The following is a 15,171-nucleotide window of genomic DNA, read 5'->3' as shown; positions in this document are numbered from 1 at the left end:
CAGCGAGTTCCTTTACTTGCGCAGCCGTACTTCGAACGCGTCCCGCAGCCCGTCGCCGATGAAGTTGAACGCGGCGACGACCAGCACGATCGCGATGCCCGGCGGGAAGATCAGCCACCAGTAGCCGTTCTGCGTGTACGTGATGCCGGCCGACAGCATCGAGCCCCAGTCGGCCGACGGCGGCGGGATGGAGAGTCCGAGGAACGCCAGGTAGCTGACGTAGAGGATGGCGTCGGCGATCTGGAAGGTGCAGTTGACGATGACGGTGCCGATCGCGTTCGGCACGATGTGCTTGAAGACGGCCCGCGCGCCCCCGCCGCCCATCATCCGCATCGCCTGGACGTACTCGCGGTTGCGCAGCGAGAGGGCCTCGCCCCGCACGAGCCGTGCCGGGGACAGCCAGGCGACGGCCGCGATGATGAGGACGAGGACGCCCTTGCTCGGCGTGATGATCGCGGCGACCACGACGAGCAGGAACATCGCGGGGATCGCGAGCGCCGCGTCCGTGATCCGCATCATGGCGGCGTCCACCCAGCCGCCGAAGTAGCCGGAGACGGCGCCGTACACGGTCCCGAAGAGGGTGGCGAGCAGTCCCGCCGCGAGGCCGATCTCGAGGGACGTCTGCCCCGCGACCATGAGGCGGCCGACCATGTCGTAGCCGAGGTCGGTCGTGCCGAGGAGGTGGCCTTCGGAGCCGGGGGAGAGGTTGGCCCGGGACAGGTCGGTGTGGGTCTGCTCGGTGTCGTACAGGAGCGGGCCGAGGTAGCTGAAGGCGAGGAGCAGGGCGAGCAGGACCACGCCGGTCAGGGCGAGTTTGTTGCCGGTGAAGACCTGGAGGGTGCGGCGGGCCAGCGAGGGGGTGGCCTGCGCGGCCTCCTCGTGCCCGGGCGCGGTGCGCGGGGCCGTCGTGGTGGTCATGCCACGCTCCGTATCCGGGGGTCGAGGACGGCGTAGAGGATGTCCGTGAGGAGCGAGCCGAGGACGGTGGCGATGCCGACGACGAGCGTCACGCCGAGGAGCACGGGGAAGTCCGAGCCCTGGGCCGCGTTCCAGAACAGCAGCCCCATGCCCGGGTAGTTGAACATCGACTCGACGACGAGGGCGCCGCTGAACAGCGTCGGCAGGTACAGGCCGAGCAGCGTCGCGAGCGGGATGAGCGCGTTGCGCAGGACGTGCCGGACCAGGATGCGACGGCTCGACTGGCCCTTGGCCATGGCGGTGCGGACGTACTCCTCGGTGAGGTTGTCCAGGACCGCCGAGCGCATGTAGCGGCTGAACATCGCCACGATGCCGAACGCCATCGTCACCACCGGAAGCACCAGGCCCGTGAAGTCGCCGAGGAGTTCGCCGACCGACTCGCCCTGCGGCGCCTCCGCCGGGAAGACCGGGAAGACCTGCGCGAACAGGATGATCATGATGAGGCCGAGGAAGAACACCGGCGTCGCGTACAGCAGGAACGCGAGCCCGGTGAGCGCGTAGTCCGAGGCCTTGCCGCGCCGGACCGCCTGCAGCAGACCGAGCGGCACCGCGATGACGACGGCCAGCGCGGTCGAGAGGACCGTCAGGAGCAGCGTCTTCGGCAGCCGCTGCTTGAGCAGCTCGAAGACCGGCGAGTTGAGTTTGTACGAGTCCCCGAGGTCGCCGGTGAACAGCCGCTTCAGGTACATGAAGTACTGCGTCGGCAGCGAACGGTCGTACCCCTGCTGGTGGTTGAACTGGTCGATCTGCTGCGGGGTGCCCTTGGGGCCGAGGATCGCGCGCGCGGGGCCGCCGGGCAGCATGTGCAGGAGCACGAAGACGATGATCGACACCAGGAAGAGGACGACGAGCGCCTGCAGGAAGCGCTTGACCAGAAAGCCGGTCACTGCGCGGCTCCCTTCTTCTCGGAGTCGGTCTTCTCGGAGCCGCCCTGGTCCTTCTTGACGTAGTACCAGTCCTGCGGCGCGAACGTGACCGTCGGGTTCTGCTCGATGCCCCGCAGGTCGTTGCGGATCACCGACACCTGGTAGGCCGGGTTGGGCATCCACATCACCGGCAGTCGGTCGGCCAGGTACTCGCCGTACTCGTGCACGGCCTTCATGTCGGGGGAGTACTGCACGGCGCGGATGATGCGGTCGGCCTTCTTGTCGCTGTAGTTGCCGAAGTTCGCCGAGGCGCCGGTGGAGAACAGCTGCTCGCCGCTCGGGTTGAGCGGGTAGTACCAGCTGCCCGCGGTGCCGAAGAAGGACATGTCCCAGTCGCAGCCGGGGTCCTTCGCCGTGCACGGGACGGAGTTGCCGAGCACCGAGTTCAGCGGCTGCTGGCGGACCGTCAGATCGATGCCGGCCTTGGAGAGCGAGGACTTGAGCTCCTGCATCATGTTCGTGGTCTCCGTGGAACCCGACTGGGAGAGCAGCGTCAGCTCCAGGGGGTCGTTCTCCTCGATGCCCGCGCCGCACTCGTCGGCGCCGGTGCCGGGGCGCTCGCAGCGTGCGGTGCCGCCGTCGACGCGCCAGCCGTGCGACGTGAGCAGGGACTTGGCCTTCGCCACGGAGAACGGATAGCGGTCGCGCTCCATCGCCTTCGACAGGTACTGGCTCTTCGGCGTGACCGGCACCGGGCCGAGCGTCGGCGTCGCGCTGCCCTGCCAGATGACGTCGCTCATCGCCTTCTGGTCGACGAGGTGCTGCATGGCGCGCCGGATGTAGAGCTGGCGCATCAGCGGACCGGCGTGGGTGGAGTTGAAGTTGTAGACGATGTACGTCGCCGCCCAGCCCTCCCACGGATCGACCCGGTAGCCCTTGTCCTCGAACTTCCCCTTCTGCGCGAGCACCGACGGCGGGATGTAGCCGTAGTCGACGCCGCCCGAACGCAGCACGTTGTACTCGGAGTCGGCGGTGGTGAAGGGTTTGAAGACGACCTTGTCCAGGTGCGGGCGCTGGGACCTCGGCCCGGTGAACTTCTCGTTCGGCACGATGGTGACCTGGCCGCTGTCGCGCCAGCCCGCGAGTTTCCAGGGCCCGTTGACGGTCTTCCACAGCGGGTCGGAGCCGTACGACCCGAGGCTCTTGGCGTGCCGGGTGAGCCGGGCGAAGACGGCCTTGGCTCCTTTCTTCGTCCGGTCGAAGTCGCCGACGGGCCCGCCGTCGGTCTGTGCGCCCCAGGCGTGCTGGGGCAGCACCCGCATCAGCGTCAGCTGGTTGGCGGTGAACCAGTCCGGGTTGTACGCCCGGGTCAGGCGCAGCCGCACCGTGTGGTCGTCGAGCGTCTCGAACCGCTTGACGTTGTCGGGCATCGTGCCGACCGAGTAGCTGCCCCAGTTCGCCTTGTTGGCCTTGAGCAGGTTGAACCAGAACTCCAGGTCCCGGGCCGTGACCGGCTTGCCGTCGGACCACCGCACGCCCTTGCGCAGCGGCACGGTCACCGTCCTGTTGCCGTCGGAGTACGTCGGCTTCAGGCCCAGCGTGCTCGGCCCGTGCGTCGTCAGACCGCCCTTGTCCTTGTCGAGGACGGCGTCGTACACGGGCATGAAGAGCAGGAACTGGATGCCCGCGTTGTACGAGGCGCCATAGCCCGGCGGGCCGATCGGGAAGATCCAGTTGGGCGTCGCGTTGGGCGGCAGGGCCATGGTCGCGGTGCCGCCCTCGACCGGGACGCCGCCGGTCGGACCCATGTCGACGCGGCCGCCCTCACGGGTGCACCCCGAGAGGACCGCGAGCACGAGGCCCGCGGCCGCGGCTGCCTTGAGTGAGCGCATGGTGGTGGGCCTCCAGGAACTGCCGGGACCGATCCGTACACGTGAGCGGTAGGGAGGCCCGAACGCTAGGCCTGCGAGGAAAAGCAAGTCAAGAGCTTCGTTCGGTAAAGAAGGCGAAAGTTCGGGAGTTGGGGTGCCTTTCTGGGAAGGTCTGGTCAACTTCATTCGTCGCGACCTAGTGTTCGGCTGGTACTCGAAGCAACTCGTCGAACGAACGGGGTCGGTATGGCCAGCAACGCACACGGCGAACCCGGATCGGCGCAGCACATCGTGCGGCTGGTCTCGTCGGGCGCGGCCGCCTCCAGGGCCGACCTGGTGCGGGAGCTGGGACTCGCGCCGTCCACCGTGTCGCTGCGCGTCCAGGAACTCGTCACCGCCGGAGTGCTCACCGAGTCCGGCGAGGGCGCCTCGCGCGGCGGGCGCCGCCCCCGGCTCCTGCGGGTGCGCGCCCAGGGCGGCATCGCGCTCGCCGCCGACCTCGGCAGCCACCACGCCCGGCTCGGCGCGGTCGACCTCGACGGCACCGTCCGCGACACCGCCGACCTGCCGCACGACATCACCGTGGGACCCGAGTCGGCCGTGGACTGGCTGTGCGAGCGCGTCACCGAACTCGCCGCACGGGAACGCGCGGCGGGCCGCACCGTCCGCGCCCTCGGCGTCGCCTTCCCCGGCCCCGTCCGCCCCGGCGAGGGCCGCGTCCTCAGCCCGTCCCGCATGCCCGGCTGGCACCGCTACCCGCTGCGCGAGGTCCTCGCCGACCGCGTCGGCCTGCCCGTGACCGTCGAGAACGACGCCACGATGATGGCTGTCGGCGAGCACGCCGCGGCCCGCCCCGACCTCGACCACATGGTCGTCGTCAAGGCGGGCCGGGGCATCGGCAGCGGTGTCATCGCCTCCGGCCGCCCGCACGACGGCGCGAACGGCGCGGCCGGGGACATCAGCCATGTCCGCGTCGAGGAGGCCGGCGACCGGCCGTGCAGCTGCGGGAACATCGGCTGCCTGGAGACCGTCGCGAGCGGCGCCGCCCTGATCCGCGAACTCGCCCGCCAAGGCGTGGAGGTGGCGACCACGGGCGAGCTGCTCCGGCTCGTCGCGGACGGCGACCCGCTGGCGACCACCCTGGTGCGCACCGCGGGCCGCCACATCGGCGCGGTGCTCTCCGTCGTCGTGAACTTCTTCAACCCGCAGGCCGTGGCGCTCGGCGGCGTACTCGCCACCGCCGAGCCGCTGGTCGCCGCCGTCCGGGGCGTGCTGTACGAACGCTGCCTGCCCGTGTGCACCTCCGACCTGGAGATCACCACCACGGTGACGGGTCCGGACGCGGGCCTGCTCGGCGCGGGCCTCACCGCCCTGCGCCGCCACCTGCGGACGGGCCCCGCGGACACCGCGGCCGGGGCCCCCGCCACGGACCAGGAACCGTCCGGCACCTCCACCCAGGAGCCCCCCGCCCCCGCCGACCAGGAAGAGAGCGCACCCGCATGACCACCACCCCGGCCGCCCCGGCCGTCACCCACCGCCGCCTGCGCGTCGGCATCGGCGGCATCGGCATCGAGTCCTCCACGTTCTGCCCGCACCGCTCCACCGCCGACGACTTCCGCCAGACCCGCGGCCAGGAACTCCTCGACCGCTACACCTGGGCCCAGGCGGACTCCGACCTCGCGGACCTCGTCGAGTGGGTGCCGCTACTGCACGCGACCGCGCTCCCGGGCGGCCCCGTGGAGGCCGAGTCGTATCTGACCCTCAAGGACGAACTGGTCACCCGCATCCGCGAGGCGGGCCCCCTCGACGGGCTCGTCTACGACATCCACGGCGCCATGAGCGTCGTCGGCCTCACCGACGCCGAGGCCGACCTGACCGAAGCCGTCCGCGCGGCCCTGGACTCCGTCGGCACCCCCGGCGGCACCGGCCGCCCCATGATCTCCACCGCCATGGACCTGCACGGCAACGTCTCCCACCGGTTCGCCGCCCCCGTCGACCTGCTCACCGCGCACCGCCTCGCCCCGCACGAGGACGCCTGGGAGACCCGCGAGCGCGCCGCCCGCAACCTGGTGCGCTGTCTGCGCGAGGGCAGCCGCCCGCACCGCGCCTGGGTGCAGGTCCCCGTCCTCCTTCCGGGCGAGAAGACCAGCACCCGCCTGGAGCCCGCCAAGTCCCTGTACGCCTCGCTCGCCGACATCGAGCGGCTGCCCGGCATCCTCGACGCCGCGCTGTGGGTCGGCTACGCCTGGGCGGACGAACCGCGCTGCCAGGCCGCCATCGTCGTCACCGGCGACGACGCCGAACGCGCCGCCGCCGAGGCCGCACAGCTGGCCCGGCGCTACTGGGACGCCCGGCGCGACTTCGTCTTCGTCGGCCCGACCGGCAGCGCCGAGGAGTGCGTCGGGCAGGCCGTGGCCTCGACGAAGCGGCCGTTCCTCATCAGCGACTCCGGCGACAACCCGACGGCGGGCGGCGCGGGCGACCTCGCGTACATGCTCGGCAAGCTCCTGGAGAACGACGCGATCCGCTCCGGCGAGGTCACCGCCGTGCACCCGGGCATCACCGACCCGGTCGCCGTCGCCCGCTGCTTCGAGGCGGGCGTGGGCGCGGAGGTGTCGCTCTCCGTCGGCGGCAAGGTCGACGCCGACCACGGCGGACCGTACGAACTCACCGGCACCGTCGAGGCGTTGCAGCGCGCCACCGACCAGAAGGACCGGGCCGAGGGCGGCGCCTACGACCGGGGCGTGGACATGGCGGCGGTGCGGGTCGGCGGACTCACCCTGATCCTGGTCGAGCGCCGCAAGCCCTTCCACACGCTCGCCGACTTCACGGGCCCGGCCGAGGGCGGCCTCGGCATCGACCCGCGCACGTACGACCTGGTCGTCGTGAAGATCGGCTATCTGGAGCCGGAGCTGTACGACATGGCGGCCGACTGGCTGCTCGCGCTCACCCCGGGCGGCGTCGACCAGGACCTTCAGCGGCTCGGTCACCACCGCGTGGAGCGGCCGATGTACCCCTTCGACGACAGCGGGGCCGGCACGTACGAAGATGGCGCGGGCCCCGACCTGACGGCGGCCCTGCTGCCGCCGCTCACCCCGCACCGCTCCTGACGCCCGAGAGGAACCGCCCCCATGAAGCGTGCCGCCACCCTGTCCGCCCTCGTCTGCCTGCTCGCCGTCACCGCCGCCGCCCCCGCGGCACCCGAGGCGGGCCGCGGTCATCACCCCGCTCCCGGCAAGGGCACCCTCCTCGACTCCGTGCCGAAGAAGGGCGTCCTCAAGGTGTGCACGACCGGCGACTACCGCCCCTTCACGCACCGCGAGGCCGGCGGCGCGTACAGCGGCATCGACATCAAGATGGCCCAGGACCTCGCCGAGTCCCTCGACGCCAAGCCCAAGTTCGTCGCCACGACCTGGAAGGAGATCGCGGACGACGTCGCGGACGGGCGCTGCGACATCGCCGTCGGCGGCGTCTCCATCACACTGCCGCGCGCCCGCAAGGTCGCCTTCAGCGAACCGACCCGTGAGGACGGCAAGACACCGATCGTGCGCTGCGCCGACACGGCCCGCTTCGGGGACGGCGCGCTGGCCGACATCGACAAGCCCGGCACCAAGGTCGTCGTCAACCCGGGCGGCACCAACGAGGAGTTCGCCCGCGCGCACATCAAGCGGGCCACCCTCGTCGTGCACCCGGACAACTCCACGATCTTCAAGGAGATCATCGACGGCCGCGCGGACGTGATGATGACCGACGCCAGCGAGACCCGCTACCAGGCGAAGATCCACCCCGAGCTGTGCTCGCTCCACCCCGACAAGCCCTTCACGTTCTCCGAGAAGGCCTACGCCGTGCCGCGCGCGGACACGCAGTTCCGGGAGTACGTCGACCAGTTCGTGCACCTCGCGACGCACGACGGGACCTACGCGGCGTACGAGGCGGAGTGGATGAAGTGAGGGCGGGCGTGAGCGCGCGCGGTTGATACGATCCCGGCTGCTACTCCGGGTGGGGGAACGGGTGTTGACAGGAGAGGGGCGGCCCGACGACGGGGCCGCCGGGCAGGGCGGCGACGGCTCGGCCGACGGCGGCGGGCCGTCCGGCGAGCGGATGCGGCACCTGGCCGAGGAGGTCAGGCAGATCGCGGCCGAGGCGCGCATCGGCGCACGGCGGGCACAGCGGCGCGGCAAGCTGTGGGGTGCCACTTACCTCTGCCTCGGGTTCCCGGCCGCGGTGCTCGCAGGCATCTCCGGCGCCGCGGGGCTCGCCTCGCCCGGGGCGCGGGTGCCCGCGGCGATCCTGGCGCTGCTCTCCGCGGGCTTCTCGGCCGGGTCGACGTTCCTGCGCGCCGACGCGCGGCAGATGGCGAACCTGCGGCGCAGGTACGCCTGGCAGAACCTGGAGACCCGGGCCCGCCTGATCCTCGCGCACGAGGCGTACGAGGGCGTGGAGCAGCTGCACACCGCGCTGGTGGCGCTCCTGGAGATGCGGGCGGCGATCCCGTCCAGCGCCCTGGTCCTCGCCGAGGCCGTGCCGCCGCCGCTCCGGGTGCCCGCCGCGCCCACGCCGCCGGGGCCGGCCGTTCCCCCGGCGGCCTGACACTGTCGGTGGGCCCGTAAATCGCTGGAGATGCATGGTGGGGGCACGTACCGTGTGCCGGTCATCGCTCGCCGGGGGTCTGCGCCGCCGTGCGGGCCCCGCGTCACCAGAAAGCAGTGGGACAGTGGAACACAACGGGTGGGCCGACGAACGGTTCGGGGCGGTCGCGGACGTCTTCGCGGCGAACTTCGCCGAGTTCGACGAACTCGGGGCGGCCGTCACGGTGTTCGTCGACGGCCGCGAGGTCGTCAACCTGTGGGGCGGCGTCGCCGACGAGCGGACCGGCCTGGCCTGGCGGCAGGACACCGTCGTGCCCGTCTTCTCCTGCGCCAAGGGCATCGTCAGCGTCTGCGCCCACCTGCTCGCACAGCAGGGGTGCCTCGACCTGGACGCCCCGGTGGCCACGTACTGGCCGGAGTTCGCCCGCGGCGGCAAGGAGTCGATCACCCCGCGGATGGTGCTCGGCCACCGCGCCGGACTCCCCGTCCTCGACGCATCCCCGGATTTCGCCGAGATCGCCGCGTGGGCACCGGTGGTGCGCGCCATCGAGGAGCAGGAGCCGCTGTGGGCGCCCGGTGAGACGTACGAGTACCACGCCCACGTCTTCGGCTTCCTCCTCGGCGAGGTCATCCGCCGCGTCACCGGCCTCACCCCCGGCGCCTACTTCCGCGAGGCCGTCGCCGACGACCTGGGCCTGCGCACCTGGATCGGCCTGCCGGAGCGCGAACTCGGCTCCCTGGCACGGCTCGTCGAGGCGCCGGGCAGGCCCCCGATGCCGGGCCCCGAATCGATCCTCACCCGCATGGTCACGATGAACGGCGCCTTCGTCTTCCCCGGCGTCGACGACCCGCACGGCTGGAACGACCCGGCGCTCCTCGGCGCGGAGATCCCCGGCGCGGGCGCGGTCTCCTCGGCGCACGGCCTGGCCGCGCTGTACGCCGCCGCCGCGACCGGCGTCGAAGGATCCGAACGCCTGCTGAGCCGCGGGACCGTCACCGACGCCGTGCGCGAGCAGTCCGGCGGCACCTCGTGGCTCGGCCTCGACATGGGGGTCCGCTGGGGCTCGGGCTTCCTCCTCGACGCCCCCGCGTTCCGCCCCACCCTGGGGCCGCGCAGCTTCGCCAACGACGGCTCCGGCGGCCAGTTCGCCTTCGGCGACGACGAGTTCGGGGTCGGCTTCGCCTACGTGGCCAACAAGATGATCGGGCACGGCGACGCGCGCGCCAACCGCCTCGTCGCGGCCGTACGGGAGTGCCTGGGGGAGGCCCGGACGCCCGCCTTGGGGTAATCCCCGGGCCCGCCCCCGATGCCGCCGGGCACGGGGCGGCTCTACGGTGGCTGCGCCAGGAGCGGCAGGAGTCGGGGGACTTCCGCGACGGGGGGCTCCTGGCGAGCGGCTATCGGCCGGAGGTCCGGACATGCATCCTTCCCGCAGGCGCTGCGTACACAGCGGGACGAGCGGACGGCTCGCCACGACGAGCACCGACGACATCGACGCGCTCGTGGCGAGCCTCAAGGACCGGCCGCGCGTGGTCCTGCACTTCCACGGCGGGCTCGTCGACGACGCGCTCGGGTTCGCCACCGCCGAGCGGCTCACACCGGTGTACGAGGCGGCGGGCGCCGAGCCCGTGTTCTTCGTCTGGAGCAGCGGCCTCCTGGAGATCCTCCAGGGCAACCTGCCGCAGATCCTCGGCGAGGGCGTCTTCCAGACGCTCCTGAACCGAGTGACCCGCTACGCCGCCGGAGCCGTCTTCCAGGGCCCGGGACGGCGCGCCGCGGGCGCGCTCGCCGCCCCGCCCGCACGGGCCGTGGCCGCCGAACTCGCCCTGCTGCGCACCGGCCAGGAACCCTACGCCCGCCTGACCCCGCCCGCCGCCGTGCCGCCGCTCAGTGAGGCCGAACGCGTCCTCATCACCGCCGAACTGTCGACGGACACCGAACTCGCCGACCGCAACCGGGACATCGTGGGCTCGGTCCTGCGGCCGGCACCCACGACGACCGCCGCGCGCGACATCAACGGGGGGCGCGCGGCGGTCGCCACACTCATGTCACCGGAGACGGTGGCCGAGCTCGCCGCGGACACCGCCGACGGCGGCAACCGGCGCGCCCTGGTCACCTCCGCGCTCCTCGTGCGCAAGACGGTGCGCGTCATCGCCGCCGTCGTGGGCCGCTTCCGGCTGCGCACCGACCACGGCCTGTACCCGACCGTCGTCGAGGAGATCCTGCGGGAGTTCTACGTCGCCAACGTGGGCGCCGCCGTCTGGGACGCCATGAAGCGGCAGACGGCCGACACGTTCGCGGAGTCCGAAGAGACCCGCGCGGGCCGCTACTTCCTGGACCGCTTCAGCCAGCTCCTCGCCTCCGGCAGCCGCCCCAAGGTCACCGTCGTCGGCCACAGCGCGGGCGCCGTCTTCATCGGCAACCTGCTCACCGACCTCGCCCGCAGGCGCGCCGCCGCCGACGACCCGCTGCCCGCCGACTTCCGCGTCCGCGACGTCGTCCTCCTCGCGCCCGCCTGCACCGTCACCCAGCTCGCGCCGGCCGTGCGGCTGCGCCGCGAACTCTTCGACCGGCTGCGGATGTTCACGATGACCGACCCGGCCGAGCGCGCCGACCACCTGGTGCCGCTCCTCTACCCGAGGTCGCTCCTGTACTTCATCTCCGGCGTCCTGGAGCGCGGCCCAGCCCGGCAGTCGGCCGTCGCCCCCATCGCCGGCATGCAGCGCTGGTACACCGCCGACGGCGCCTTCGGCGGGCAGGACTCCGAGGACCTGCGGGCGTACCTCGCGGCGGACCCGCGGCGCACCGTGTGGTCGCCCGTGGCGGGGGAGCCGGGCCTCAGCTCCAGCGCCCGCACGCACGGCGCGTTCGACGACGACCCCGAGGTCCTCGACAGCCTCGCGCGGATGCTCGCCGACTGACGGGGGCGCCCGCGTCCGCACGGGTGCACACACGGGTTCACAAGGGGGAAGCCCGATGAACGACCTGCACTACGCCGTGATCGTCGGCATCAACCGCTACCCGGCGATCACCGACCTGAGCGGCGCGCGCGGCGACGCGGCCCGGTTCAGGGACTGGCTCGTGGACTCGGCCGGAGGCGACGTACCCGAAGGGAACGTCGCGCTCGTCACGGCCACCGAACGCGACGAGCGCGAGGCCGACGTGATGAGCGCCGTCCCGACCCGGGAGAACGTCAACCGCGCCCTGTACCGGACCCACTGCGCGGTCCGCGCCGCCGTCGCGGACGGCGGCGACTGGGCCGACACCCGGCTCTACGTGTTCCTCGCCGGGCACGGCATCGCCCCGTTCGGCGGCGACGCCGCGCTGCTCATGGCCAACGCGGCGATCGACCTCCTCGGCAACCACATCGCCGTACGCCCGTATCTGTCGTGGTACGAATCGGCGTCGCCGTTCCACGAGATCGTCTTCTTCGCCGACTGCTGCCGCACCCGCTTCGGCGGCGTCACCGCGTTCGGCCCTCCCTTCACGGACACCACCGAGGCCCCCGACAAGGTCGAGTGCTTCGTCGGCTACGGCTCGGCCCTCGGCGATCCCGCCTACGAACAGCTCTCGCCCGACCCCGACCAGTCGCGCGGGCACTTCACCAGCGCCCTCCTGGAGGGCCTGCGCGGGGCGGGCGGCGGCACTGTCACCGCCGAGGGCGAGGTGACGTCGGACAGCCTCGCGCGCTACGTACGCCGCCACGTCCTCGACCGCACGGCCGGGGAACTCGTCCCGCAGGAGGCCCGGTTCCTGCGGGAGACCAGCACCCCGATCGTCTTCGCCAGAGGGCTCGGCGGGGTCGGTTCGTACCCCGTGACGCTGCGCTTCCCGCCGGGCTTCAGGGGCGGCGTCGAGCTGCGCGGACGGGGCTTCGACGAGCCGCGCAGGCTCGACATCGACGGGGCGGACCACGTGGCGTCCCTGGTGCCGGGGCTCTACAAAGTCGTCGCGGACAGCCTGACCGCGCCGGAGTTCACGGACGGCGGGTTCTTCGAGGTAGTGACCGGGGGTGGCAGCGTTGTCCAGTTCTGAGAAGCCGCGTGCGGCAGGCGCCGAAGGGCGCCCGGAGGTGCCGTTCGTCGTCATCCCCGACACCCCGTCGGTGCTCGTCACCGTGACCGACGAGGCCATGACCGAGGTCGCCCACGGCATGGGCACCATCGAGACGACCGTCGCCCCCGGCATCTACCGCATCGAGCAGCGCTTCGCGGGCGCCGTGGCCGGCCGGCTCGTCGAGGTCGGCACCACCGCCTTCACCGCCCGCCTCCCGCTGCCCCGCATCCCCGCCCCGGCCCCCGTCGAACGCACCGTCACCACGCGGGCCGCCCACCGCGACGCCACCCTGCGCTGGAGCACGGAAGCCACGCACCGGCGGGGCCGGCCCAGCCTGATGGTGCTGCTGCGCAACCTGCGCCCCGGCTGGCGCCTCGACCCCCGCGCCCTGGAGATCACCGACGGGAGCGGCACGGCCGTGGACGGCGGCGAGGCGGGCTGGCGGGCCGACCCGCCGCAGGGCTGGGCCGCCTGGAGCGGCGGCCTCGCGCCCGGGGGCTACCGGCTGCGGCTGCGCGAACCGGGCGGCGAGGGCCTGCCCCTCGCCCAGGCCTTGTGGGTGTCGGAGGGCTGGACGACCCTCGTCTTCGTCGGCAACGGACCCTACGGGCCGCAGCCGCAGTACGCCACGGTGGAGATGGTCCCGCTCGGCACCGGCTGGCGTCCGGCCGACGAGGCCCTGAACCTCGCCCGCGAGGCCGCCCTCTCCGGGCTGCGCCAGGGCATCGACCTGACGTCGGACCGGCAGCTGTTCCCGATGCTGGAGTCGGGGCACGTCGACCCGTTCCTCGGCATCCTCGGCGCGCACGCGATGCTCCTCGACCGGGCGCCCGACCTGCGCCGCCTGGACGAGGTCGTCCGGCGCCTCGCCCCGCACGTCCCCGGACACCCCGACCTCGCCGCGCTCAGCACCCTGTTCGACGGGGCCGCCCCACGGGTCTCGTCGCCGCCGATGCTGGCCGCGTCCTGCCAGCTCCTCATCCGGGCCGACGGCGCCGACCCCGGAGTGATCAAGGACGGTTCGACGGCGGAGAGCGTCGCCGAGCACCTGGTCGGGCGCGGGGTCTGGACGACGTGGCTGGAGGAGGACCGGCGGCCCCGTGCCGCGGCGCGCGGCGGCCTCGGAACGCCCGCCGCCGGGCCCGCGGCGGCCGACCCGGTGGGCCGTGTCCAGGCGTACGTGCGCGAGATCGCGGCCCTCGCCCACAAGCCGGTCGAGGAGGTCCTGCGGGACGTCCCGCGCGACGAGCTGTGCCGCAGGACGGGGCTGCCGCACCGGCCGGTGGAGCGGGCGATCGAGCGGCTGCGGGAGTCGGGGGAGGGCTGAGCGGGGGCCGGGTCGAGTCGGGGGAGGGCGGAGCAGGGCGGGGGGACCGGCAGCGGTATCGGGTCGGGCAGCGGGACCGGCTTCGGGGCCGGGGGAGGAGCGGAGGGGCCGGGCGGCTCGGGGGAGCTCGGCCCTTTCGGTGTGGGGTGCGCTGGGCCGGTCCGGCGTGGGTGTGCCCCGGACCGTCCGGTATGGGTGTGCCCGGCCCGTCCGGCAGGGGCGCGCTCGGTGCGTCCGGCATGGGCACGGGGGCAAGCCCGTAGGCGGGTGGGGAAGTCCGGGGGCGGGTGGTCCGGAGCGCCCGGACGCGGGTCGGCAGGGAAGGCGCGACGGTCGGTGGGCCGGGAGCGCGCGCGGGGCAGAGGCTTGGTGTCCCACGGCCGGTCGCGGCCTCCCGCGGAACGTGGGCACCCCGTCCAGGGCATGAGCGACCACCCAGGTGGTGGCCGTGACGGCCGGCGCGTCGCTCAACCAGGGGAGATCCCCCTTCTCCCCGCATCCTGGACGGGGCACGCCCCATCGTGACGGCCGGGGCGTCACCGCGGCGTCACGTCATCCGTGGGTGCGGTGTCCGCCGCCCGCACGAGGCCGTGACCCCGCGCCCCTCAGACCAGGGCGTGCCGGAGCATCGACGAGAACTGGCCCGAGGGCTCCACGCCGAGCTCCCTCAGGAGCAGTTCGCGGAACGTCTCGTACTGCCGCACAGCCTCCGTGAGGTTGTGCTCCGCGAGGTGCACGGAGACGACCGCGCGGTGGGCGCTCTCGCGCAGCGGGTCGACGCGGGTGCTCTCCAGGGCGGCCTCGAGCGCCGGGGCGTACAGGCGCCGGGCGACGAGCCGCGCCGACAGCGCCTCCAGGGCGTGCAGCCGCAGCTGATGCAGCCGCTCGCGCTCGAAGGCCACCCAGTCCTGCTGCCAGCCGGGCAGCAACTCGCGCCCGCACAGCAGCACTTGGTAGGCCGACCGCATCCGCTCCCGCGCCGCCGACAGGGTGTCCCCGGACAGCACGTGGTGCGCCGCCTGGGTGAGGTCCTGGATGTCGACGCGCACCCGGTGGCTGAGCGAGAGGGCGCCGTCGTGGGTGTCGGTGAGCGCCGAACCCGCCCCGTTGAGCCGCCACACGGCGGTGCGCAGGCTGGCGCGGGCCCGCGCCTCGGTGACGTCGGGCCACAGCGTGCCCGCGAGCGCCGAGCGCGTCGCCGCCCCGCACAGCGCGAGGCGCGCGAGCACCTGACGGCCGCTCGCGGGCACGTCGATCGGCTCGGCGGCACGGGCGTCGAGACAGCCCGGGTCGTCCGGACACACGGCGGTGCAGTCCGGGTTCCCGCAGGCGGGTTCCGGCGCCTCCCGGGTGAGGAGGAACCCCCCGAGCAGCCGCAGCCGCAGCGCCGGCCGCTCGTCCCGCGCTCCCGCGTACCTGATGGAAACCATCGGGCCACCTCCAGTGGGCTCCCGCGTCCGCCCTGCCCTACCGGCTCGACCGT

At 73.1% G+C, this 15,171-nt stretch carries 12 protein-coding genes; 8 read left to right on the top strand and 4 right to left on the bottom strand.

Annotated features, from left to right (window positions below; all coding sequences use genetic code 11):
- Positions 1–12: 12 nt before the first annotated feature.
- The 3 genes from AB6L24_RS02150 to AB6L24_RS02140 are packed head-to-tail and all read right to left on the bottom strand — an operon-like array spanning position 13 to position 3,736.
- Entirely contained in the window at positions 13–918 is a 906-nt protein-coding gene (locus tag AB6L24_RS02150) for an ABC transporter permease (RefSeq protein ID WP_405651382.1), read from the bottom strand.
- Positions 915–1,865, bottom strand: a complete 951-nt coding sequence (locus AB6L24_RS02145; protein WP_405651379.1) for an ABC transporter permease — start codon at positions 1,863–1,865, stop codon at positions 915–917. The genes AB6L24_RS02150 and AB6L24_RS02145 overlap by 4 nt, the downstream gene beginning before the upstream one ends.
- Positions 1,862–3,736 carry a peptide ABC transporter substrate-binding protein gene (locus AB6L24_RS02140; protein WP_405651376.1) on the bottom strand — a complete coding sequence of 625 codons (1,875 nt, stop codon included), beginning with the start codon at positions 3,734–3,736 and terminating at the stop codon, positions 1,862–1,864. The genes AB6L24_RS02145 and AB6L24_RS02140 overlap by 4 nt, the downstream gene beginning before the upstream one ends.
- 225 nt (positions 3,737–3,961) lie before the next feature.
- On the opposite strand from AB6L24_RS02140, the gene AB6L24_RS02135 reads away from it, so the two are divergent.
- From AB6L24_RS02135 to AB6L24_RS02100, 8 genes are all read left to right on the top strand, one after another.
- On the top strand, positions 3,962–5,218 hold the full coding sequence (locus tag AB6L24_RS02135; RefSeq protein WP_405651374.1) for an ROK family protein: 1,257 nt from the start codon (positions 3,962–3,964) through the stop codon (positions 5,216–5,218).
- Positions 5,215–6,825: a M81 family metallopeptidase gene (locus tag AB6L24_RS02130; protein ID WP_405651371.1), complete on the top strand. Its 1,611-nt coding sequence runs from the start codon at positions 5,215–5,217 to the stop codon at positions 6,823–6,825. Before AB6L24_RS02135 ends, AB6L24_RS02130 begins: the two co-directional genes overlap by 4 nt.
- A gap of 21 nt (positions 6,826–6,846) precedes the next feature.
- On the top strand, positions 6,847–7,665 hold the full coding sequence (locus AB6L24_RS02125) for a transporter substrate-binding domain-containing protein (RefSeq protein ID WP_405651368.1): 819 nt from the start codon (positions 6,847–6,849) through the stop codon (positions 7,663–7,665).
- A gap of 61 nt (positions 7,666–7,726) precedes the next feature.
- Positions 7,727–8,305 (top strand): hypothetical protein, encoded by a 579-nt coding sequence (locus tag AB6L24_RS02120; RefSeq protein WP_405651365.1) that lies wholly within the window; start codon positions 7,727–7,729, stop codon positions 8,303–8,305.
- 124 nt (positions 8,306–8,429) lie between these two features.
- Positions 8,430–9,593 carry a serine hydrolase domain-containing protein gene (locus tag AB6L24_RS02115; protein WP_405651362.1) on the top strand — a complete coding sequence of 388 codons (1,164 nt, stop codon included), beginning with the start codon at positions 8,430–8,432 and terminating at the stop codon, positions 9,591–9,593.
- Positions 9,594–9,723: 130 nt separating this feature from the next.
- On the top strand, positions 9,724–11,226 hold the full coding sequence (locus AB6L24_RS02110) for a hypothetical protein (RefSeq protein WP_405651359.1): 1,503 nt from the start codon (positions 9,724–9,726) through the stop codon (positions 11,224–11,226).
- 55 nt (positions 11,227–11,281) lie between these two features.
- Positions 11,282–12,340, top strand: coding sequence for a caspase family protein (locus AB6L24_RS02105; protein ID WP_405651356.1), 1,059 nt, complete (start codon positions 11,282–11,284; stop codon positions 12,338–12,340).
- Positions 12,327–13,688 (top strand): hypothetical protein, encoded by a 1,362-nt coding sequence (locus tag AB6L24_RS02100; RefSeq protein ID WP_405651353.1) that lies wholly within the window; start codon positions 12,327–12,329, stop codon positions 13,686–13,688. The genes AB6L24_RS02105 and AB6L24_RS02100 overlap by 14 nt, the downstream gene beginning before the upstream one ends.
- 605 nt (positions 13,689–14,293) lie before the next feature.
- On the opposite strand, the gene AB6L24_RS02095 is transcribed toward AB6L24_RS02100, so the two are convergent.
- A complete protein-coding gene (locus tag AB6L24_RS02095) occupies positions 14,294–15,118 on the bottom strand; it encodes a BTAD domain-containing putative transcriptional regulator (protein ID WP_405651350.1) in 825 nt (274 codons plus the stop codon).
- Positions 15,119–15,171: the final 53 nt, after the last annotated feature.

The organism is Streptomyces sp. RK9, assembly GCF_045070545.1.
Taxonomy (GTDB): domain Bacteria; phylum Actinomycetota; class Actinomycetes; order Streptomycetales; family Streptomycetaceae; genus Streptomyces; species Streptomyces alboflavus.
This window is presented reverse-complemented; position numbering and strand designations above follow the sequence as displayed.

Excerpts from the sequence above, each read along its gene's own strand:
- AB6L24_RS02150 (WP_405651382.1), bottom strand. The coding sequence starts at position 918 with ATGACCACCACGACGGCCCCGCGCACCGCGCCCGGGCACGAGGAGGCC.
- AB6L24_RS02140 (WP_405651376.1), bottom strand. The coding sequence starts at position 3,736 with ATGCGCTCACTCAAGGCAGCCGCGGCCGCGGGCCTCGTGCTCGCGGTC.
- AB6L24_RS02135 (WP_405651374.1), top strand. The coding sequence starts at position 3,962 with ATGGCCAGCAACGCACACGGCGAACCCGGATCGGCGCAGCACATCGTG.
- AB6L24_RS02130 (WP_405651371.1), top strand. The coding sequence starts at position 5,215 with ATGACCACCACCCCGGCCGCCCCGGCCGTCACCCACCGCCGCCTGCGC.
- AB6L24_RS02125 (WP_405651368.1), top strand. The coding sequence starts at position 6,847 with ATGAAGCGTGCCGCCACCCTGTCCGCCCTCGTCTGCCTGCTCGCCGTC.
- AB6L24_RS02110 (WP_405651359.1), top strand. The coding sequence starts at position 9,724 with ATGCATCCTTCCCGCAGGCGCTGCGTACACAGCGGGACGAGCGGACGG.
- AB6L24_RS02105 (WP_405651356.1), top strand. The coding sequence starts at position 11,282 with ATGAACGACCTGCACTACGCCGTGATCGTCGGCATCAACCGCTACCCG.
- AB6L24_RS02095 (WP_405651350.1), bottom strand. The coding sequence starts at position 15,118 with ATGGTTTCCATCAGGTACGCGGGAGCGCGGGACGAGCGGCCGGCGCTG.